Genomic DNA, 21639 nt, shown 5'->3' on the forward strand with positions numbered 1-21639 from the left:
AAGGGTGCCACGGCGGGAGAAGGCCGGCGCGCGGCACGGTCACGCTCTCAACCGCAGCCCGCGCGGTGTCGCCACGAATCCCGCCGCTTCCAGCAAGGCACCTACGGGAGAGGTAAGGGCCTGGGCGCCGTTGATTCGCTCGACCGTGACGGTGCCGAGGGAGCCCACCCGGGCCGCCGCGGCCAGAGCCTCTGCCGCCGTGCGGAGCCGGGGGTCGTCCGCGGCGGCGGTGTCCGGTGCGGCGGGCCAGGCGAGCAGGGTCTTGCCGCCGCGCTCCATGTAGATCGTCAGCTCGCCCTCGACCAGGACGACCAGTGAGCCGGCCTTCCGACCCGGTTTGTGCCCGGCACCGGTCGGTGGCTCCGGCCAGGACAGCGCCGCGCCATAGGCGTTCGCGGGGTCGGCCGCGGCGAGGACCACGGCACGGGGGTCGGGGGAGGAGACACGCGTACGGCTGTCGCTGTTGCCGTATCGCCGGTTCGTTGTCGAGCCGTGGCCGGTGGTTCCGCCTGGCCACGGACCACCGTGGCCAGGGGAGGCGAAGGAGGCGTGGGCAGCGGCAGGGGCGTGAGGGGAGACGCGGTCACCGCGGGCGGCGGGGTGCCACGCCTGGGGCCAGGTGAAGTCGCCCTCGTCGAGGCTGGGATGGGTCAAGCCGTCTTCGGCTCCATCGAAGGCGCCGGGGGGTGTGTGATGGTGCGGGGGCCCGACAGCTTCGGCAGAGCGGCCGGCAGGGCCGTTCGGGAAAGCCGCCTCGGTGGAGCCGACCGGGAAGCCCGGGGGAAAGCTGTTCCCGGGGCCGGGAGCTGACCGAAGGCCGGGGGCGGACAGGATCTCGCCGCGCTCGCGTGCGGTGGACACGGCGCGGAGGCGGTCCACGGCGCCGTCCATGGCGAACTGGGCCGCTCCCAGGCCCTCGACCACATAACCCCGCCGCGCCTGACCGCTCTCCTCGAAGACGGACAGCACGCGGTACACCGCCGAGAAGCCGCCTTCGACCCCTTCCGCGGCAACCGCGCCCCGGGTGACGACGCCGTGCCGGTCCAAGAGAGTACGGGCCAACGCGTGTGCGCGCACGGTGCTGTCCGGCTCCGCCGGGGGCAGCAGCGACCAGCGGCCGGCGACGGTCGGTGGACCAGTGCGGGAGGCGGCGCTCAGGGAGCCGTAGCGCCCGCGTGGGACTGCGCGCTTGGCGCGGTGCGCGGTCGAGCCTGCCGTACGGCCCGAGCCCAGCAGGGAGCGCATCGGCGCGAGCGTGTCGTTCGTGAGCCGGCCGGACCAGGCCAGGTCCCAGAGGGTGTCGGCCAGTTGGGGATCGGTGGCATCGGAGTGGGTGGTCGCGCGGACCTGGTCGGCGATCTGACGGAAGAACAGACCGTAGCCGCCGGAGAGGGCTTCGAGGACCGATTGGTGGAGTGCGGTCAGCTGCAGGGGGTGCGGTGGCGGCAGGATGAGGGGAGCCGCATCCGCCAGGTACAGGGACACCCAGCCGTCCTTGCCGGGCAGGGCGCCCGCGCCGGCCCACACCACCTCGCCCGCGGCGGTCAGCTCGTCGAGCATCGAGGGCGTGTAACCCGCCACACGTGAGGGCAGGACCAGCTTTTCCAGCGCGGAGGCGGGCACGGACGCACCCTGTAGCTGTTCGATCGCGCGCACCAGTCCGTCGGTGCCCCGCAGACCGTGGCCCTTGCCGATGTGCTGCCACTGTGGCAGGAACTGGGCGAGGGCGGAGGGCGGCACGGGCTCCAGTTCGTGCCGCAGCGCGGCGAGTGAACGGCGGCGCAGGCGACGCAGTACCGTCGCGTCGCACCACTCCTGGCCGATGCCCGCCGGGTGGAACTCACCCTGCACGACCCGGCCGTTCGCGGCCAGACGGTGCAGGGCGCCCTCGGTGACCGCGACGCCCAGGCCGAAGCGGCTCGCAGTGGTGGCCGAAGTGAATGGGCCGTGGGTACGGGCATACCGCGCGAGGAGGTCACCCAGTGGGTCCTTGACCGGCTCGGTGAAGGCCTCGGGGACGCCGACCGGCAGCGCCGTGCCGAGTGCGTCACGCAGCCGGCCCGCGTCCTCGACCGCCGCCCAGTGGTCCGCGCCGCCGATCCGTACCTTGATGGCCCGGCGGGCGCCGGCCAGCACCCGTGCCCACTGCGGGTCCGCGCCCCGCGCGACCAGTTCGGCATCGGTCAGCGGGCCGAGTAGACGCAGTACATCGGCGACTCCCTCCACGTCCTTGACCCGACGGTCCTCGGTGAGCCACTGCAGTTCCCGCTCCAGCTCGGTCAGTACCTCTGCGTCGAGGAGTTCACGCAGCTCAGCTTGGCCCAGCAGCTCGGCCAACAGCCGGGAATCCAGGGACAGCGCGGCAGCACGGCGTTCGGCGAGCGGGGAGTCGCCCTCGTACAGGAACTGGGCCACATACCCGAAGAGTAGGGAGCGGGCGAACGGCGACGGTTCCGGGGTGGTGACCTCGACCAGGCGCACCTTGCGGGACTCGATGTCGCCCATCAGCTCGACGAGCCCGGGGACGTCGAAGACATCCTGGAGGCATTCGCGGACCGCTTCCAGGACGATCGGGAAGGATCCGAAATCGCTTGCTACTTCAAGTAGTTGGGCTGCTCGCTGGCGCTGCTGCCAGAGCGGGGTGCGCTTGCCGGGGCTGCGTCGCGGTAGCAGGAGCGCGCGGGCCGCGCACTCGCGGAACCGGGAGGCGAACAGCGCCGAACCGCCGACCTGGTCGGTGACGACTTGATCGACCTCGCCCTTGTCGAAGGCGACGTCCGCCGCGCCGACCGGTGCCTGTGCGCTGTCGTACGCGGCGCCGGCCTTCACGGACTCCTGGTCGAGCAGGTCCAGGCCCATCAGGTCGGCATCGGGCAGACGCAGCACTATGCCGTCGTCGGCATGCATGACCTGTGCGTCCATGCCATAGCGCTCGGACAGGCGGGCGCCGAGGGCGAGGGCCCAGGGGGCGTGGACCTGGGCACCGAAGGGGGAGTGGACGACGACCCGCCAGTCGCCCAATTCATCCCGGAAGCGCTCCACGACGATCGTGCGGTCGTCCGGGACGTGACCACAGGCCTCGCGCTGCTCGTCCAGGTACGACAGCACGTTGTCCGCGGCCCACACGTCCAGACCTGCCGCGAGCAGCCGCATGCGGGCTTCGTCCCCGGGCAGCGAGCCGACCTCGCGCAGGAACGCGCCCACCGCGCGGCCCAGTTCGAGTGGGCGGCCCAGTTGATCGCCCTTCCAGAACGGCAGCCGGCCCGGCACGCCGGGTGCGGGGGAGACCAGCACCCGGTCGCGAGTGATGTCCTCGATGCGCCAGGAACTTGTGCCCAGTGTGAAGACGTCCCCCACCCGGGATTCGTAGACCATCTCCTCGTCCAGTTCGCCGACCCGGCCGCCGCCTTTCCTGGGATCGGAACCAGCCAGGAAGACCCCGAACAGCCCTCGGTCGGGGATGGTGCCGCCCGAGGTGACGGCGAGGCGCTGGGCGCCCGGGCGACCGGTGACGGTACCGGCCACGCGGTCCCACACCACGCGCGGACGCAGTTCCGCGAATGCGTCGGACGGGTAGCGGCCGGCGAGCATGTCGAGGACCGCAGTGAACGCCGAATCGGGCAGTGACGCGAAGGGGGCCGCGCGGCGGACCACGGCGAGCAGGTCGTCGAACTGCCAGGTGTCCAGTGCCGTCATGGCGATCAGTTGCTGGGCGAGTACGTCCAGCGGGTTAGCGGGCACCTTCAGGGACTCGATCGCGCCCGACCGCATCCGCTCGGTGACCACGGCCGCCTGGACGAGGTCCCCCTGGTACTTGGGGAAGACGACACCGGTGGACACGGCGCCGACCTGGTGCCCTGCGCGGCCGACACGCTGCAGGCCGGAGGCGACCGAGGGCGGGGACTCGACCTGCACGACCAGGTCGACGGCGCCCATATCGATGCCCAGCTCCAGACTGGATGTGGCGACCACGGCGGGCAGCCGGCCCGCCTTCAGGTCCTCTTCGACCAGGGCGCGCTGCTCCTTGGAGACCGAGCCGTGGTGCGCGCGGGCGATCACCGGCGGTGCCCCCTGGGCGGCACCCGAGCCGCCCATCAGCTGGGCGGGGGAGTGGTGCTCGTGCAGGGTCTCGCCGGTCGCGCGTTCGTACGCGATCTCGTTGAGCCGGTTGCACAGCCGCTCGGCCAGGCGCCGGGAGTTGGCGAACACGATCGTGGAGCGGTGGGACTGGACCAGATCGGCGATCCGCTCCTCCACATGAGGCCAGATCGAGGGCCGCTCCGCGCCGTCGGCGGTACTGGCCGACGGGGAGCCTCCAACCGGGAGCCTGCCACCATCACTGGGCGAGCGTGCTTCGCGCGACTCCCCTGGATTGCCCATGTCCTCGACCGGGACGACCACCGAGAGGTCGAACTCCTTGCCGGACTCGGGCTGGACGATTTCCACCCTACGGCGCGGGGACAGGTACCGGGCGATCCCGTCCACCGGGCGCACGGTCGCCGACAGGCCGATGCGGCGGGCGGGTTTCGGCAGCAGTTCGTCCAGCCGCTCCAGGGAGAGGGCGAGGTGCGCGCCGCGCTTGGTGCCCGCCACCGCGTGCACCTCGTCGAGGATCACCGTCTCCACGCCCGTCAGCGCGTCGCGGGTGGCCGAGGTCAGCATCAGGAACAGCGACTCGGGGGTGGTGATCAGGATGTCCGGTGGTCGGGTGGCCAGAGCACGGCGCTCGGCGGGCGGGGTGTCGCCGGAGCGGATGCCCACCCGGACCTCGGGCTCGGGCAGCTCCAGGCGCACGGACTCCTGGCGGATGCCGGTCAGCGGGCTGCGCAGGTTGCGCTCGACATCGACCGCGAGGGCCTTCAGCGGGGACACGTACAGCACCCGGCAGCGCTTCTTCGGGTCGGCCGGTGGTGGCGCCGAGGCTAGTTGGTCCAGGGCGGCGAGGAACGCTGCCAGCGTTTTGCCCGAGCCGGTGGGGGCGACCACCAGTACGTCCGAGCCCTCCCGAATGGCCTGCCACGCGCCCGCCTGGGCCGCGGTGGGCGTGGAGAACGCCCCCGTGAACCAGCCGCGGGTCGCGGGCGAGAAGCCGTCGAGGGCTCGGTGTGCGGCGCTGACCATGTGTCCATCCTGCACCCGGCCACTGACAATCGGGCTGACCTGCGGATACGACAAATGCCGGGGAGGGCGGCAGGGGCGCGGGGCGATGCGGGGGAGCACGAACCTCACGATGACTGCGGGTGCTACGCGCGCCGCTTGTGCCGGCCGCCGCGGTGATCGTGGAGGTGATGACCGGGTGCGGAACCGCCGGAAGGAGCGGCCCGGTGGCCGGCGCGACCGACACAGCGCCGCGGGCTGCGCCCGCGAACAAGGCCGTCCGGCTCAGCCCACGAACCGGCCGTACGCCCTGAGCGTGCGCAGCGCCTCGATCGTCACCAGGGAACGCGACTCCAGCGTGGGCAGCGGTGCCCATCGGCGCCAGCGGATCGGCCAGCCGCCGTCCTCCTGCTGCCCGGCGACCAGGTGGTCGAGGGAGCGTTCCATCTCGTCGTCGGTGAACCATGCGCGCGCGAGCGATTCCGGGCTCCGTGCGAAGTCGTGCGGGAAGTGGTGCTCGCCCGGCGCGTAGCCGGGTGAGACCGGCCAGGCGTCGAGACGGTCCGGGGCCAGTGCCGCGAGTCGCTGCTCCCGCACCAACCGGCCCAGTCGGTCGGCGGCGGCCTGCGCACGCGGGCGGTCGGGGACGGAGTCCAGGAAGACCATGGCGGCTTCCACCTCGTAGGGATGGGACTTCTCCAGGGACTCCACGGCCTGCCAGCAGAAGTCGGTGGCCCGGAAGATCCACGCGTGCCAGACGTCGTTGCGGTGCAGCAGCCCGACCGCCGGCCCGGTGGCGAGCAGGTCGCTGTGCGGGGCACCGACGACCGGGATGAACGGCGCCGCAGGGTACCCGCGCTGGCTCGGATGGACCGCAGGCAGCGCGCCGTCCACATGGGAGACGGAGGTCAGATAGCGGCACACGCGCTCCACCCGTTGTCCGCCGCAGCGCCCGATCTCGTCCAGTACGCGCAGCGCGTGGGTGGTGTGCAGGGGCTGGCTCACGGGCCCGCGCAGATCGGGCTCCAGTGCGTGCCCGTAGCCGCCGTCGTCGTTGCGGTAGGCGTCCAGCGCCGCTTCCACCGGGTCCGGGGAGCCGTGCAGGAAGTGGTACGCGAAGAGGTGTTGCTCCAGCACGCGTGCGCTGAGCCACACGAACTGCTCGGCGCGGAAGAGCGGGGAGCGCGTCGGGGACGCGGAGGGGAGTGGGGGAGCTCCTGTTTCGGCCATGGGTCAGACCGTAGGACGGAAAGCGGTCTCGGCAAGGGCTCCAGGGCGGGGGCAACCCCCGAGGGCGGGATACTGGAGCCATGCGGTTGACGGTCTTCTGGCAGCGGATGGCGGAACACTTCGGTCCGGGGTACGCGGACACCTTCGCGCGTGATCACGTCATGTCCGAGCTGGGCGGACGCACGGTGCACGAGGCACTGGACGCCGGTTGGGACGCCAAGGACGTGTGGCGCGTGGTCTGCGCGGTCATGGACGTGCCCGGGGAGAGGCACTGACGCGCCCGGGAGAAGTGCCGAGGCAACAACACCGCATCACCGTTCGAGACGCCTCATGCATCGGTGAACGCCTGCGCGCTCGCCCGCGACGGCCGTGGCGGGGGGGCAATCCGGCGTGGAGGAGCCGTCGTGACGGGCCGGTGTGTCCCGGCGCCTGTCGGGTGAGAAGGGTCGGAGCGTGCGCGCGGGCCGTGTGTTCCCGGCGTACTCGGCCGAGGCTCCGCCGACGCGCACAGGTGAGCTGCTGAGGGCTTCGCCGCTTCCGGCACACGGGGCGTCGGCGCGACGGGGGCGGGTCCCGGGGGCCGAACGGTGCGCTTGACAGAAAAATCGAACATGCATTCCTCTTGGGGGTGGGTGAGGCTTCCGATGGACCCCGGTGGGGGATTGTGCCCTATTTTGTTAGGTGAAATCCCTTGGTTGTCCACAGGCCGGGCCTGCGTCGGGGCGCATTGTCAGTGGCAGGCGTTAGCGTCTTTGACGTGAAGCGATCGACTCAAGCAAACCGGGTGGAACCCATGGCAGGAACCGACCGCGAGAAGGCGCTCGACGCCGCGCTCGCGCAGATCGAACGACAATTTGGCAAGGGCGCGGTCATGCGCATGGGCGAGCGGTCGAAGGAGCCCGTCGAGATCATCCCGACTGGGTCGACCGCACTCGATGTCGCCCTCGGCGTCGGTGGTCTGCCGCGCGGCCGAGTCGTCGAGGTGTACGGCCCGGAGTCCTCCGGTAAGACCACGCTGACCCTGCACGCCGTGGCCAACGCCCAGAAGGCGGGCGGCACGGTCGCCTTCGTGGACGCCGAGCACGCCCTCGACCCCGAGTACGCCCAGAAGCTGGGCGTCGACATCGACCAGTTGATCCTTTCCCAGCCGGACAACGGCGAGCAGGCACTGGAGATCGTGGACATGTTGGTCCGCTCCGGTGCCCTGGACCTGATCGTCATCGACTCCGTTGCCGCGCTCGTCCCCCGCGCGGAGATCGAGGGCGAGATGGGCGATAGTCACGTGGGCCTGCAGGCCAGGCTGATGAGCCAGGCGTTGCGGAAGATCACCGGCGCGCTCAACCAGTCCAAGACCACTGCGATCTTCATCAACCAGCTGCGTGAGAAGGTCGGTGTGATGTTCGGCTCGCCGGAGACCACCACGGGTGGTCGCGCGCTCAAGTTCTATGCCACGGTGCGCCTCGATATCCGCCGCATCGAGACCCTGAAGGACGGCACCGAGGCGGTCGGCAACCGCACCCGTGTCAAGGTCGTCAAGAACAAGGTGGCCCCGCCCTTCAAGCAGGCCGAGTTCGACATCCTCTACGGCCAGGGCATCAGCCGTGAGGGAGGCCTGATCGACATGGGCGTCGAGCACGGCTTCGTCCGCAAGGCCGGCGCCTGGTACACGTACGAGGGCGACCAACTCGGCCAGGGCAAGGAGAACGCGCGCAACTTCCTCAAGGACAACCCCGACCTGGCCAACGAGATCGAGAAGAAGATCAAGGAGAAGCTGGGCGTAGGGGTCCGCCCGGAAGAGCCCGCCACTGAGCCGGGTGCGGATGCGGCGGTCAGCACCACGGCCGCCGGGGACGCCGGCAAGCCGGGGCCCGCCGCCAAGGCCACCAAGCCCAAGGCCGCCGCTGCCAAGAGCTGACCCGTGACACGGCGAACCGACTGGGCCGAGTACGAGTACGTCGCCCCTGGTGTCCCGCGAGGAAGGGGCGCTGATGACCACCCGCATTCGCTCCCGGGGGACGACGGACATCGGGATGACGCATACGGCGGACATCAGAGGCGCGGCAGTTACCACGGCAGGTATGCGGGCGGCGAAGAGGCGCCCCACACAGACGCCGACGGCGAGCCATACGGAGGCGACGCGTCCGGCGGTGGCTCCGCGGGCACCATCAAACCTCGGGGCGACCGGGCGCGCGGCCGGCGTCGGCGCGGCTTCGGGGACGCGCCCGGCCAGGGCGAAGACGCTCCTACCTCGTCGAGGGCCGAGCGGGGGGAGTCTTCGGGGGACCCGGCTGAGCGGGCAAGGGCGATCTGCCTGCGTCTGCTCACCGGGACCCCGCGCACCCGCAAGCAACTTGCTGACGCCCTGCGCAAACGGGAGATTCCACAAGACGTAGCCGAGGAGGTGCTGTCACGGTTCGAGGAGGTCGGGCTCATCGACGATGGCGCGTTCGCGGACGCCTGGGTCGAGTCCCGGCATCACGGCAAGGGGCTCGCGCGGCGGGCACTCGCCCAGGAACTGCGCACCAAGGGGGTCGACTCCGCGTTGATCGACGAGGCGGTCGGGCAACTCGACTCCGGCCAGGAGGAGGCGACCGCCCGCGAACTCGTCGTCCGAAAACTGCGCGCCACCCGCGGCCTCGACCGGGACAAGCGGCTGCGCCGCCTCGCTGGGATGCTCGCCCGTAAGGGCTATCCCGAGGGCATGGCCCTCCGGGTCGTCCGTCAGGCCCTGGAGGAAGAGGGAGAGGACACGGAGTTCCTCGGCGACACGGACTACTGACGAGTCGCTCGGAGACAGAGAGTTCCGACGGCTGGGCATCAACCCGGCAGGCCCGAACCACACCCGGGACTCCGGCGTCGCCGCACCACAGACCTGCCAGGCCGTCCCGGCACCATCGAATGGTCAATGAGCGGCCCGGCATGTTCGGGGCGTTGAGGCCTTGTACCGTCTCGCTGGCACTCGGCACTCGGCACTCGGCACTCGGCACTCGGCACTCGGCACTCGGCACTCGGCACTCGGCACTCGGCACTCCCGTTTTCGGCCCCGCGACGTTTGCCGGACACCAGCCGAGCCAGGCTGTATGGGCGCCCGTGGGCTTGCTCGACGAACACAGTGGGCTGCCCGGGGCGCGGCCGGGCCCGCCCCCGGTGACAGCCACCGGTGAACATGCAGTGATGTGATGTCGTGGACGGCGCATACCCGTATCCGTGCCCGTTGTCGCCCGCGGTCCGATGGCTGACCGTGGATGGGACCGGGCCGGCTGTTAGAATGAACGCTTTGGCCTTCGGCGCCCCAAGGTGGCGTTCGGAGGCTTTTTTCATGCCTTCTGACCCGCCTGCGTCCATGACGCTTCCCACCACCCACTACCGTGGCCTGCTCTGCAACCGCGAGTTTGTCGGGTTGTACGCCAGCTTCACACTGACGGTCATCGCGACCACCTTGTCGGGCTTCGCGCTCGGCACACTGGTCAACGATCAGACCAAGTCCCCGTTCCTGACAGCCGTGAGCATGTACGGCGCCACGTTCGCGACGGTGCTCGGCGCGTTGACGCTGATGTCGGTCGCGGACGGGAGTCGTCCTCGCCGGACCCTCGTCACGCTCGAGTGCGTCTCGCTGGTGGGAGTCGCTGCACAGGCGGTCCCGGGGCTGCCACTGGCTGCCCGGTTCGGTCTGCTCCTGGTACTGGGGTTCTTCCAATCCCTGGGGACCGGAACGCGGATGGGGCTGCTCGCCGAGGTGGTGCCGACCTCTGCGTATGCGCTGGCGCGTTCGCTGATGAACATCACCTCGGGCGGCATGGCCATCCTCGGCTACGCCATCGGCGCCCTACTCCTGCGGTACCTGAGTCCGCACGAGGTCCTCCTCGCCGCAACGGCCCTGACCGGAGCCGGACTGATCGTCGTGGCAACGTCCGTCCGGGATCACTCGATCCGTCTGCCTCGTCGCCCCGGACTACGCCGGACCTGGACGACGAACCGTGCGCTCTTCTCCCACCCCGGTCAGCGCGCGCTGCTACTGAACCTGTGGGTCCCCAACGGCCTGATCGTCGGCTGTGAGGCTCTGTTCCTCTCCTATGCCCCAGATCACGCCGGTGTCCTGCTGGTCGCCGGATCGGCGGGCATGCTCCTCGGCGACCTGACTGTCGGACGACTGTTCACCGCCGTCCAGCGACGCCGCTGTGCATGTGCCCTGCGACTGCTGCTCGCCATGCCGTACCTCCTGTTCGCCATCCACCCGTCGATGCCGGTGGCGACAGCCGCGGTGTTCGTCGCCAGTGGTGGGTTCGCCGCCACTCTGTCGCTCCAGGAGCAGCTTCTCGCGCTGACCCCCGATCCGGTCCGCGGCCAGGTCCAGGGAGTCGAGTCCGCCGGCCGCATGACGTGGCAGGGCATCGGAGCCGTGATCGCCGGTGGTGTTGCCCAGCACGTCACCCCCGGCACAGCCATCGCTGTTCTGGCCGCACTCTCCCTCGCCGTCACTGTCTTCTCCTGGCCCTTCGTGATCCGTGCCCGGGCTGTCCACGTCGCGACGGCTCACGCATGAGCCGTACCGAGTGGGCGGCTGGTGCGCGCGACAGTTCCGTCGGCCGCCGTAGTGGTCTCGCGGACACGCACATCGCGTCCGTCCCGAAGGTTGCCACCAGCTCTATCCGTTCCGGCTCCCGCTCCATCCGGGGCGGGAGCTCCGCACGGGACCGCACCACAGCCGGTCCCGCTCTGACACCCGGACCCTGGTGGCACGGACAGAGCGAGTCCGGCACCTCGTGCTGACCCGAGTTCAGGGTCCCGTACGGGTAGCGTTCCGGCTCCGCACGAGACACTACCCCGTTGAGCGCCGTGCGCCGCGTGCGCCGCGTGCGCCGCCGTACCGGGCTGCCTGCTGATCCGACGGCGGCACGCCGCCCCTCCCTTTCTGGTCAGCGTGCGCCGGAGCTGGCCTCCGCCTCCAGCCTCACCGCGCCGCCCACCGTGGCCTCGGCCGCCGCATACAGGTCGGCCGGGCGGACTCCACTCAGTGCGGTGACCAAGTGACCGTCGGGCCGTACGAGCAGCACGCTGTGCGCGGGCGCACCCGGGTAGCTCTCGGCGACGAGTAGTTCGGCGGGGTGTGGAAGCGCGGCCACAGCGGCGGCGAGCCGGGGCATGACCCCGGCGGACACCCAGTGCTTGCGGTCCCACACGCCCGTGCCCGGCGCGATCAGGATGACGAGCAGCGCGCCTCGGCCCAGCCGGTCGCGCAGTTGGACGAAGGAACCGTCCTCCGCCGTGACCCGTACGTCGGTTACGGGAGCACCGGGCAGGGTGCCGATCGGGATCTCAGCCTCCAGGTGCCGGGGCGTGAGCGGTGAGTCGCCGTACCTCCCCGGCGCACCGAGCTGCCCACGCCCCAGATGACCGTCCGAGAGCAGTGCGTCGTGGCCCCGAGCGGCACCGGGGACGATATGGCGCAGTCCGGCCCCGGCGCGCAGCATGGGCAGCACCTGATCGGCGGCGCGCAGCCGGGCGGCGACCACGGCGCGCCGTTCGGCCTGGTAGCTGTCCAGCAGCGCTTCGTGTGGGCCACGATGCCAGGCGACGGCGAGCTTCCAGGCGAGGTTGTCCGCGTCCCGGAGTCCCTCGTCGAGCCCCTGGGTGCCGAGCGCGCCGAGCAGGTGCGCCGCGTCTCCGGCGAGAAAGACCCGGCCGGCTCGCCACCGGCGGGCAAGCCGGTGGTGCACCGTGTGAACACCGGTGTCGAGCAGGTCGTACGCCGGTGTGGTGCCGTCCGTCCAGCCCGCGAGGGTCTCGCGGATCCGGGTCACCAGGACTTCGGGCGTGACCAGGTCCTTGCCCGGAGGCAGCAGCCAGTCCAGCCGCCATGCGCCAGCCGGGAGGGGGCGGGCGGTCACCTCACCGGCCGAGGGCCAGGACGACCGCCATGGCGGCATCCGATGGAGCAACGCACACCCCTCCCACGGTAGGTCCGTGCGCAGGGTGGCGACCGCGTGCCGCTCCACGGCTGTTCGGCCGGGGAAGCGGATGTCCTGGAGCTTGCGCACCGTGGAACGGGGGCCGTCGCAGCCGACCAGATAGCCGCCGCGCCACCACGTGCCCTTGGGGTCGCGGGTGTGCGCGGTGACGCCGGAAGGCTCCTGCTCGATCGAGTCCAGGCGGCTTTCCAGCACCGGCCGGACGAGCGGTTCATCGGCGACGGCCGCGCGCAGGGTGTTCGTGAGGACGTGCTGGGCGATGTGCAGCGGGGCGGACTCGGCCGCACCGAAGGTGACCTCGCTCATCACCTGTTTGCGCCGCAGCGACCGCCATCCGGCCCAGCGCATGCCTTGCTCGCCGAGTGCCGCTCCGGTCAGCCGCTCCAGCAAGGCGGCCGTGTCCTCGCGCAGCACAACGGTGCGCGCCAGGCGTGGTTCGTCCTTGCCCGGGCCTTCGTCCAGGAGGATGGACGGCACCTCCTGGCGGGCCAGCCCCAGGGCGAGCGTGAGCCCGACGGGCCCCGCTCCGACAATGATCACCGGGTCCACGACGTGGCGCCCCCTGCCCGCAGCGATGCCCTGGCGGAGGCGGGTGAACAGGAAGGCGAAGCGGGGTGCACGATCACAGAACGTATGCAACCCATTGGCAGAGTTTGCGTCAAGTGACCGGAGGCGGTGGCGATCACGCCACCGCCTCCAGGGGGATTCATGTGACTTGAGTGATCGTCACTTCCTGGTGCCACCGAAGTCGCCGATGCCGGCGGTGCTGCCGGTCGGATCCGCGGCGGTCGCTGCCGTGCCGGCGATGTTCACGACGTCTTGGCCGCCGAGCACCGGACCGGTCGACTTCCTGCGCCGCCGCAACCGGGCCTCCAGCCAACTCGCGAACGAGGTCAGCGAGAAATTGATGATCACGTAGATCAGGGCGAGGACGGTGAGGGAGGCCAGGATGTTGCCGTAGTAGCCGCTCATCGGGTGGGCCGAGGCGAGCAGTTCGGGGAAGGTGAGGACCGCGCCGCCGAGCGCGGTGTCCTTCACGATCACGACGAGCTGGCTGACGATCGCCGGAAGCATTGCAGTGATCGACTGCGGCAGCAGGATGAGCCGCATCACCTGTCCCTTCCGCAAGCCGATCGCCTGGGCCGCCTCGGACTGACCCTTCGGCAGGGCGAGGATGCCCGCGCGGACGATCTCCGCGAGCACGGACGCGTTGTACAGCACCAGGCCGGTGACGACCGCGTAGAACGGCCGGTCATCGGCAGCGACGTCGGTGTACTTGGCGAACAGCGCCAGCCCGAAGATCATCAGAACCAGAACGGGGATCGCGCGGAAGAACTCGACCACGATCGTGCCCGGTACGCGCACCCACGCGTGGTCCGACATGCGGGCGATGCCCAGGGCCGCGCCCAGCGGCAGTGCGATGACCATCGCCAGGGCGCCGGCCTCCAGGGTGTTCTGCAAACCGGGCCAGATGTACGTCGAGTAGGCCTCGGTGCTGCTGAAGAAGGGTTTCCACAGGGGCCAGGCGAGCTGTCCCTTGTCGTCGAGGGACGTGTACACCCACCATCCGAGGGCCGCGAGCGCGACCAGGAAGAGAGCCGTGTAGAGGACATTGCGCCGCTTGGCGCGGGGCCCCTGGGCATCGTAGAGAACGGAACTCATCGTTTCACCGCCACCTTCTTGCCCACCCAGCCGAAGATCAGACCGGTCGGCACGGTCAAGCAGCAGAACCCGAAGGCGATGACCGCCGAGATCAGCAGCAACTGGGCCTCGTTCTCGATCATCTCCTTCATCAGGAGCGCCGCCTCGCCCACGCCGATCGCAGAGGCCACCGTCGTGTTCTTCGTCAATGCGATCAGCACGTTGGTCAGCGGGCCGACGGTCGCGCGGAACGCCTGCGGCAGTACGACCAGCATCAGCACCTGGGTGAAGTTCAGACCGATCGCCCGTGCGGCCTCCGCCTGGCCGACTGGCACGGTGTTGATGCCGGCCCGGATCGCCTCACACACGAAGGCGGACGTGTAGACGATCAGGCTCAGCACGGCCAGCCGGAAGTTGATCGTCTTGAAGTCGTCCGCACCGAGGCTGATGCCCAGCGTCTGGTTGAGGCCAAGCGAGGAGAACAGGATGATCACCGTGAGCGGGATGTTCCGCACGATGTTCACGTAGGCGGTGCCGAAACCGCGCATCAGCGGCACCGGGCCCACCCGCATGGCGGCCAGCACAGTGCCCCACAACAGGGAGCCGACGGCGGCCAGCAGCGTCAGCTGCACCGTCGTCCAGAAGGCGCCCCATACGTCGTAACCTTCAAGAAAGTCGAACACGATCTCCCGCGCTTCCGCGTGTAGGGATGCCCGGGTGCGCCGTCCGCTGACCGGCGCACCCGCAGGGCGTCTGCCTCAGCTCTTGACGTCGCCGATCTTCGGCGCAGGCTCGTTCTTGTAGCCGGCCGGACCGAAGTTCTTCTTTACGGCCGCATCCCAGGAGCCGTCGGCGACCATGGCCTCCAGCGCCTTGTTGATCTTGTCCTTGAGCGGGCTGCCCTTCTTGACTCCGATGCCGTAGTTCTCGTTGGTCATCTTGAAGCCACCCAGCTTGAACTTGCCCTTGAACTGGGCCTGGGAGGCGTAGCCGGCCAGGATCGAGTCGTCCGTGGTGAGAGCGTCGATGGCGCCGCTCTGCAGGCCGGACAGGCACTCCGAGTAGGTCGGGTACTGCTGAAGGTTCGCCTTCGGGGCCAGCTTGTCGTGGACGTTCTGCGCCGAGGTCGAGCCGCCGACCGAGCACAGCTTCCGGTTGTTGAGGTCCGAGGGCGACTTGATCTTGGTTTCGCCGGCGCGCAGCAGCACGTCCTGGTGGGCCAGCAAGTAGGGGCCGGCGAAGTCGACCTTCTGCTCGCGCTCCGGGGTGATCGAGTAGGACGCGGCGATGAAGTCGACGTCACCGCGCTGCAGCATGGTCTCGCGGTCGGCGCTCTTCGACTCACGCCACTTGATCTGATCGGTGCTGTAGCCGAGCTTCTTGGCGACATAGGTGGCCACGTCGACGTCGAAGCCCGTGTAGCCCTGCGGGGTCTTCTGGCCGATGCCCGGCTGGTCGAACTTGATACCGATGGTGATCTTCTTGGCGCCGCCGGAGGAGCTGCTGTCGTCCTTCTTGTCGCCGCCGCACGCGGTGGCGGACACCGAGAGGGCAAGGAGTACGGCCGAGGCGGCGGTGACCTTGCGGAGCTTCATGCTGAACATCCTTCGAGTGGTGGGGAACGGGGTCCGTCGGGGAAGGCAGCCCGGTTGCGCGGGTGCCGGAACGGTGCACCGTCAGTGGTGCAGGATCTTGGACAGGAAGTCCTTGGCCCGGTCGCTGCGCGGATTGCTGAAGAACTGGTCGGGCGCGGCCTGTTCGACGATCCGACCGTCTGCCATGAAGACCACGCGGTTCGCGGCCGAGCGGGCGAACCCCATTTCGTGGGTGACGACGATCATCGTCATGCCCTCACGGGCGAGCTGCTGCATGACCTCGAGCACCTCGTTGATCATCTCGGGGTCGAGGGCCGAGGTCGGTTCGTCGAAGAGCATGACCTTCGGGCCCATCGCCAGCGCACGTGCGATGGCCACGCGCTGCTGCTGGCCGCCGGACAGCTGGGCGGGGTACTTGTCCGCCTGGGTGCCCACGCCGACCCGGTCGAGTAGCGTCCGGGCCTTCTCCTCGGCCCGCTTCTTGTCCGACTTGCGGACCTTGAGCTGGCCCAACATCACGTTCTCGAGCACGGTCTTGTGCGCGAAGAGGTTGAAGGACTGGAAGACCATCCCGACGTCGGCACGCAGCCGGGCCAGCTCCTTGCCCTCCTGAGGTAGCGGCTTGCCGTCGATCGTGATGGTGCCCGCGTCGATCGTCTCCAGGCGGTTGATGGTGCGGCACAGGGTTGACTTGCCGGACCCGGAGGGTCCGATGACCACGACGACCTCGCCGCGGGTGATCGTCAGGTCGATGTCCTGGAGCACGTGCAACGCGCCGAAGTGCTTGTTGACGCTCTTCAGGACGACCAGTTCGTCGGACGCGGCCACATTTTCCTTGGCCGCCGATACATTGGTCATCGCTCTCGGGCTCCATCCTCCTCGGTTTCGGAGGACAGTAATGAGCGCCTGTGACCTGCGTCATCACATCTGAGGGAGATCTGAGCATCACGATCCGGCAGCGGCCGGACACGTGTCGTAGTGCTCGTGCGGGCGCGCGTATCGGCCGGATAACGGAAGCGTCAGGCAACCGGAACGCCCTTGACGCCGTCCTTGTCCATCGGCGTCACTGCCATGGTGCGCGTGCGCGTGAGGTACAGGACGTACGAGAACCGAGACCGTACGACCGCTGAACCGGAGGGGGCCGGGATGAAACTGCTGCTCGTCGAGGACGACAACCACGTTGCCGCGGCCCTGTCCGCCGTCCTCGCACGGCACGGCTTCGACGTCACGCACGCACGCAGCGGCGAGGAAGCCCTGCAGGCCCTCGTGCCGGAGGGTGCCGGTTTCGGCGTGGTCTTGCTCGACCTCGGCCTGCCCGACCAGGACGGCTACGAGGTCTGCGGCAAGATCCGCAAACGCACCAGCACGCCGGTGATCATGGTCACCGCGCGTTCCGACGTCCGCTCCCGCATCCACGGGCTCAACCTGGGCGCCGACGACTACGTGGTGAAGCCGTACGACACCGGGGAACTGCTCGCCCGAATCCACGCGGTCAGCCGACGCACCGCCCACGAGGACACGACCACGGACGGCGAGAGCATCCTGCAACTCGGCTCCGTCCGTGTCGAATTGCCCACCCGGCAGGTCAGCGTGTCGGGCTCGGTCGTCCAGCTGACCCGCAAGGAGTTCGATCTGCTCGCGCTGCTCGCCCAGCGACCGGGCGTCGTCTTCCGGCGGGAACAGATCATCAGCGAGGTCTGGCGCACCAGCTGGGAGGGCACCGGCCGCACCCTGGAGGTGCACGTCGCTTCCCTACGCGCCAAGCTGCGCATGCCCGCGCTGATCGAGACCGTACGCGGCGTCGGCTACCGGCTCGTCGCCCCGGCTACCTAGCGGGGCCGGGTGCGCGCACGCCTCCTGCCCCTGCTCATCGTCCTGTTGGCGGCTGTCCTGCTGGCGCTCGGCATTCCGCTCGCCGCCAGTGTGGCAGCCGCCCAGCAACAGAAGGTCGTCGTCGACCGGATCGACGATACGGCGCGCTTCGCCGCGCTCGCCCAGTTCGTCACCGACGGGCCCGGCGGCACTCGCCGCACCACGACCGACGACCGACGGGAGGCCTTGCGCAGCGAACTGGAGAGCTATTACGGCGTCTACGGGATACGCGCGGGTGTCTTCTACCGAAACGGTACGGCGATGGCCAACGCCCCGGGCGACTGGTTCGTGCCGACCTCGGGGGAGGTGCGGGAGGCGTTCGACGAGGCGCTGCTGAGCCGGCGCAGCCACGATCCGCGACAGGTGTGGCCCTGGCGGCGGGGCCGGCTGGTGGTCGCCTCACCGGTGATCCGGGACGGGGATGTCGTGGCGGTCGTCGTCACCGACTCGCCCACCGGGCAGCTGCGTTCACGGATCCTGAGCGGATGGCTGTTCATCGGCGCGGGCGAAATCGCCGCGATGCTGCTCGCGGTCGGTGCCGCACTACGGCTGACCGGCTGGGTGCTCAGGCCGGTACGGCTCCTGGACGCCACCACACACGACATCGCGACCGGACGCCTGAAGTCCCGGGTTGCGGTTGCCGAGGGGCCACCGGAACTGCGGCGGCTGGCCCGCTCGTTCAACGAGATGGCGGACCATGTCGAGGACGTGCTGGAGCAGCAGCGCGCCTTCGTCGCCGATGCCTCGCACCAGTTGCGCAACCCGCTCTCGGCGTTGCTGCTGCGCATTGAACTGCTCGCCCTCGAACTCCCCGAGGGCAACGAGGAGATCGCCTCGGTCCGTACCGAGGGCAAGCGTCTCGCTCAGGTCCTGGACGACCTGCTCGGTCTGGCGCTGGCTGAGCACGCCGAGGCGGACCTCGGACTGACTGACGTAGGCGCGCTGGCCGAGGAGCGCGTGGCGGCCTGGGCCCCCGTTGCCGAGGCCAAGGGCGTCCGACTGACCGGTGACTGCCCGCCCACCACCGCCTGGGCTGATGCGACCACCTTGTCCAGCGCGCTGGACGCCGTGATCGACAACGCCGTGAAGTTCACCCCCGGGGGCGGCACGGTGCAGGTGGCCGTCTCCTCCAAGGCCGACACCTCCGCGATCGTCGTCATCGACACCGGCCCCGGCCTCACCGATGAAGAACTCACACGTGTGGGCGACCGTTTCTGGCGCAGTGGCCGACACCAGAACGTCAAGGGCTCGGGGCTGGGGCTGTCCATCACGCGCGCCCTGCTCGCGGCGGGCGGCGGCGCGATCGCCTACGCTCACCACGAGCCGCGGGGGCTGCGGGTGACGGTCACGGTGCCGCGGCAGACCGGCGACGGGCCGAGCGGCGGATGATCCGCCTCAGGGCTTCACCGACCGGTAGTAGCGCCGGGCGCCCTCCTGCAGGGGCAGCGGATCGGTGTAGATCGCGGTGCGCAGGTCGACCAGCTGGGCTGAGTGGACGTGGGCGCCGATGTCGTCGCGACTGTTGATGACCGTCCGGGTCACCCACTCGGTCAGCCGGGGGTCCACGTCCTTGCGGGTCACCAGCAGATTGGAGACGGCGATGGTCGGCACCGACGAGCCGTGCTGCACGGACGGGTATGCCGACTCGGGCATGTTGGTGGCCCGGTAGTAGCGGGCGGCCTCCCCGCCGGAATGCAGCTTGGCGACGAGATCGCCGCTGATCGGTATGAACTTGAAGGCGGACCTGCCGGCGAGCCCGACCAACCCCTTGGTGGGCAGTCCGCCCGACCAGAAGAAGGCGTCGAACTTGCCTTCTGCCAGCCGGTTGGGGCCGTGCTCGATGCCGGACGCCACCGGAATGATGTCCTTGTGCGGGTCGATGCCCGCGGCACGCAGCACCCGGTCCGCGATCAGCCGCACACCGGAGTCGGGCAACCCGGTGGCCACGCGCTTGTGCCGCAGGTCCGCGACGCTGTTGATCTTCGAGTCCCGGGGCACGATGAGCTGGACGTAGTCGTCGTAGAGTCGGGCCACACCACGCAGTCGACCAGCGCCCTCGCGGTGCTCCAGTCTGTAGGTGTCCACGGCGTCGGCAGCCGCAATGGTGAAGTCGGCTTTGCCGGTCGCCACCCGCTGGACGTTCTCCTGGGAACCGGCGCTGTCCAGCAGTTTCACCCGCAGGCCAGGCATGTCCTGGGCCAACTCGGCGCGGAGCCGCTCGGCGTACTCCTGGTAGACCCCGCGCGGCGCGCCGGTGCTGAAGACGATCGTCCCGTTCGGCGGTCCCTCGCTCAGGGGCAGCAACCACCACAGCAGTAGGCCGAGGGCCACCGCGCCGACGGTCGCACTCCGCAGCGCACGGCGCCTGCTGATCCGGGGGAACATCTTGGACATGCGGCGATCCTGCCAGGCCACGGGCGGCGCGGGCCAGGGCCGAGACCATTCCGAAGCCGGGCCGGGTCCATGCGGAGGGTGCCGGTGCCGGTGCGCTTGCGAGGGGGAGCGCGGGCCGGGACCGGGCGGGGCGCGGGGCCACTGCGGGCGAACGGGGGACGCGGGCCACCGGGGACCGGGACAGGGGCCATCGGGAAAGCGGCCCTTCGGCTGTGTCGGCGGGGGCCGTTAGAGTCGTTTCATGAGCACTTCGCCCGCCGACCTCGTCCGTGAGTTCCACCGTGCCTTCGGCCTCGGCGCCCGCAACACGCCGTCGGAGGTGGACCCCGAACTGGCCGCCCACCGTGGGGAACTGCTCGCCGAGGAGGCCGCAGAGGTATCCGAGGTCGCGGTCCAGGGCCCACTGGACCGGCTCGCGCACGAGCTGGCGGACGTGGTCTATGTGGCGTACGGCACGGCTCTGGTCCACGGCATCGACCTGGACGAGGTGATCACCGAGATCCACCGCGCCAACATGAGCAAGCTCGGCCCGGACGGACAGGTCGACCGCCGGGCCGACGGCAAGGTCCTCAAGGGGCGGTACTACCGGGCGCCGGACGTCTCCGCCGTACTGCGCCGCCAGGGGTGGATACCGGGCGGCGCGGTCTGACGGCTACGACGGCAGCGAGCCGCCCGCCAGCTTCCACTCGCGGTGTAGCGAGCCCAGCGGGATGTTCCGCTGGACGATCGGCGTTCCGAAGACGGACAGCTGCAGCCGCAGCGCTCCGGACAGATCGACCCCTCCGTACACGTCCCAGGTGCCCTTCGCCCCGGCTCCGCCCTGGTCGGAGGAAGCGATGATCGCCCCGGAGGCCTCGCCGCGCAGGTATGGAGCCAGATCGGCGGTGACGCCGACCGTGCCGTAGAGGCCGACCGAGGCCTCGGCGCCGAGTACTGTCCGAACGTGGCCCGCCGTGCTGACGGAGGCGTGCAAGGGGGTGCTCGACATGGTTGAGGAGCTGACCGGTGTCCACCCCTTGGCCAGGTCGAAGGCACCGCCCGCCTTGAACCCGCCCTTGAGGCTCTGCTGCACGTCGACGGTGACATGCCCGTCGCCGCTGATCTGCAGGTAGCAGGTCAGATCGAGGTTGACGACGACGGGGACGGGACCGACCTGCAGGACGGGGTCGGAGTGCAGTGTGGCGAACGGTATGCGCAGCGGAGCGCCGGTGGCCGCGGCGGCCCGGCCTTTGAGCGTCCACCCTGAGGACCAGGTGCCGGACACACCGAGGTATGCCGAGCCGGGTACCGCGTTGGCCCCGGCTCCGCCGTAGGCGAAGTCGACCCGCGGCGCGATCTGGACGTAGCCGTGCACGGAGGCGGTGGCGGTCGCCGGGGCGTCCTTGGCGGTCGGGACTTTCGCGCTGACGTCGAGCCGGAGGCTGCCGAGCGGTACGGCCGTGTCCTTGGGGCCGATGCGGACGGCCCCGGTCTTCGAGCGGGACACCTTCACATCGGGCAGCAACTTGTCGACGGTGAAGGAGGACGGGGCGACGGGCACCTCGCCTTTCGCGGTGTCATCGCCCAACAGCGCATTGAGCGTGGCCGGTTCCGTCTGTACTTCGGTGCCGTGGTCAGTCTCCCCGACCACCTTGGTGACCTTGGCGAGCAGTCCATGCGGTGCCCCGGGCGCGGGGGCACTGGCGATCACGTCCCCCACCGCTGCTGTGTGCGGTGCGATAGAAGGAGCGGTGGATGGAGTGGGTGGATCGGACGGAGTGGACGGAGTGGGCGGAGGGGATTGAGTGGACGGAGCGGATGGAGCGGGCGGACCTGCCGAATTCCCCTTTCTCGGCGGCTGG

Annotated in this window: 16 protein-coding genes; 7 read left to right on the forward strand and 9 right to left on the reverse strand. The window is 70.0% G+C overall.

All coding sequences use genetic code 11. From position 1 onward, the window contains the following. Positions 1–39 precede the first annotated feature (39 nt). Together LK06_RS25025 and LK06_RS25030 are read right to left on the reverse strand one after the other, a co-directional pair. Entirely contained in the window at positions 40–5121 is a 5082-nt protein-coding gene (locus LK06_RS25025; protein WP_043435754.1) for an ATP-dependent helicase, read from the reverse strand. Positions 5122–5382: 261 nt separating this feature from the next. Further along, the gene (locus LK06_RS25030; RefSeq protein WP_174673935.1) at positions 5383–6327 is read right to left on the reverse strand and encodes a hypothetical protein; all 945 of its coding nucleotides are present in this window, start codon (positions 6325–6327) and stop codon (positions 5383–5385) included. An 80-nt stretch (positions 6328–6407) separates the two neighbouring features. Here LK06_RS25030 and LK06_RS25035 point away from each other — a divergent pair, with 80 nt between their 5' ends. From LK06_RS25035 to LK06_RS25050, 4 genes are all read left to right on the forward strand, one after another. Beyond that, positions 6408–6602: a DUF3046 domain-containing protein gene (locus LK06_RS25035; protein WP_039654941.1), complete on the forward strand. Its 195-nt coding sequence runs from the start codon at positions 6408–6410 to the stop codon at positions 6600–6602. Between the two features lie 518 nt (positions 6603–7120). Then, positions 7121–8242 (forward strand): recombinase RecA, encoded by a 1122-nt coding sequence (recA, locus tag LK06_RS25040; protein ID WP_043405704.1) that lies wholly within the window; start codon positions 7121–7123, stop codon positions 8240–8242. Positions 8243–8245: 3 nt separating this feature from the next. Then, positions 8246–9106 (forward strand): recombination regulator RecX, encoded by an 861-nt coding sequence (recX, locus tag LK06_RS25045; protein WP_071659088.1) that lies wholly within the window; start codon positions 8246–8248, stop codon positions 9104–9106. A gap of 540 nt (positions 9107–9646) precedes the next feature. After that, on the forward strand, positions 9647–10870 hold the full coding sequence (locus LK06_RS25050; RefSeq protein ID WP_043435757.1) for an MFS transporter: 1224 nt from the start codon (positions 9647–9649) through the stop codon (positions 10868–10870). A 373-nt stretch (positions 10871–11243) separates the two neighbouring features. Here LK06_RS25050 and LK06_RS25055 read toward each other — a convergent pair whose 3' ends face one another. From LK06_RS25055 to LK06_RS25075, 5 genes are all read right to left on the reverse strand, one after another. Beyond that, entirely contained in the window at positions 11244–12845 is a 1602-nt protein-coding gene (locus tag LK06_RS25055) for an FAD-dependent monooxygenase (protein WP_039652597.1), read from the reverse strand. A gap of 177 nt (positions 12846–13022) precedes the next feature. Continuing rightward, entirely contained in the window at positions 13023–13958 is a 936-nt protein-coding gene (locus LK06_RS25060; RefSeq protein WP_039652572.1) for an amino acid ABC transporter permease, read from the reverse strand. Then, positions 13955–14620, reverse strand: coding sequence for an amino acid ABC transporter permease (locus LK06_RS25065; protein ID WP_039652571.1), 666 nt, complete (start codon positions 14618–14620; stop codon positions 13955–13957). Before LK06_RS25065 ends, LK06_RS25060 begins: the two co-directional genes overlap by 4 nt. A 75-nt stretch (positions 14621–14695) precedes the next feature. Continuing rightward, a complete protein-coding gene (locus LK06_RS25070; protein WP_039652570.1) occupies positions 14696–15532 on the reverse strand; it encodes a glutamate ABC transporter substrate-binding protein in 837 nt (278 codons plus the stop codon). Between the two features lie 81 nt (positions 15533–15613). After that, entirely contained in the window at positions 15614–16390 is a 777-nt protein-coding gene (locus tag LK06_RS25075; protein WP_039652568.1) for an amino acid ABC transporter ATP-binding protein, read from the reverse strand. A 288-nt stretch (positions 16391–16678) separates the two neighbouring features. Between LK06_RS25075 and LK06_RS25080 the strand changes: the two genes are divergently transcribed. Beyond that, entirely contained in the window at positions 16679–17365 is a 687-nt protein-coding gene (locus tag LK06_RS25080) for a response regulator transcription factor (RefSeq protein ID WP_039652566.1), read from the forward strand. A 9-nt stretch (positions 17366–17374) separates the two neighbouring features. Further along, positions 17375–18793, forward strand: coding sequence for a sensor histidine kinase (locus LK06_RS25085; protein WP_039652565.1), 1419 nt, complete (start codon positions 17375–17377; stop codon positions 18791–18793). Positions 18794–18799: 6 nt separating this feature from the next. Here the strand turns inward: LK06_RS25085 and LK06_RS25090 are convergent, their stop codons facing one another. Beyond that, complete coding sequence (locus LK06_RS25090) at positions 18800–19798, reverse strand: TAXI family TRAP transporter solute-binding subunit (RefSeq protein WP_039652563.1); 999 nt, start codon at positions 19796–19798, stop codon at positions 18800–18802. A gap of 241 nt (positions 19799–20039) precedes the next feature. Here LK06_RS25090 and LK06_RS25095 point away from each other — a divergent pair, with 241 nt between their 5' ends. Beyond that, complete coding sequence (locus tag LK06_RS25095) at positions 20040–20447, forward strand: pyrophosphohydrolase domain-containing protein (protein WP_039652562.1); 408 nt, start codon at positions 20040–20042, stop codon at positions 20445–20447. Between the two features lie 3 nt (positions 20448–20450). On the opposite strand, the gene LK06_RS25100 is transcribed toward LK06_RS25095, so the two are convergent. Next, a complete protein-coding gene (locus tag LK06_RS25100) occupies positions 20451–21488 on the reverse strand; it encodes a hypothetical protein (protein ID WP_324618359.1) in 1038 nt (345 codons plus the stop codon). Between the last annotated feature and the right edge of the window lie 151 nt (positions 21489–21639).

The organism is Streptomyces pluripotens, from assembly GCF_000802245.2.
Lineage (GTDB): Bacteria > Actinomycetota > Actinomycetes > Streptomycetales > Streptomycetaceae > Streptomyces > Streptomyces pluripotens.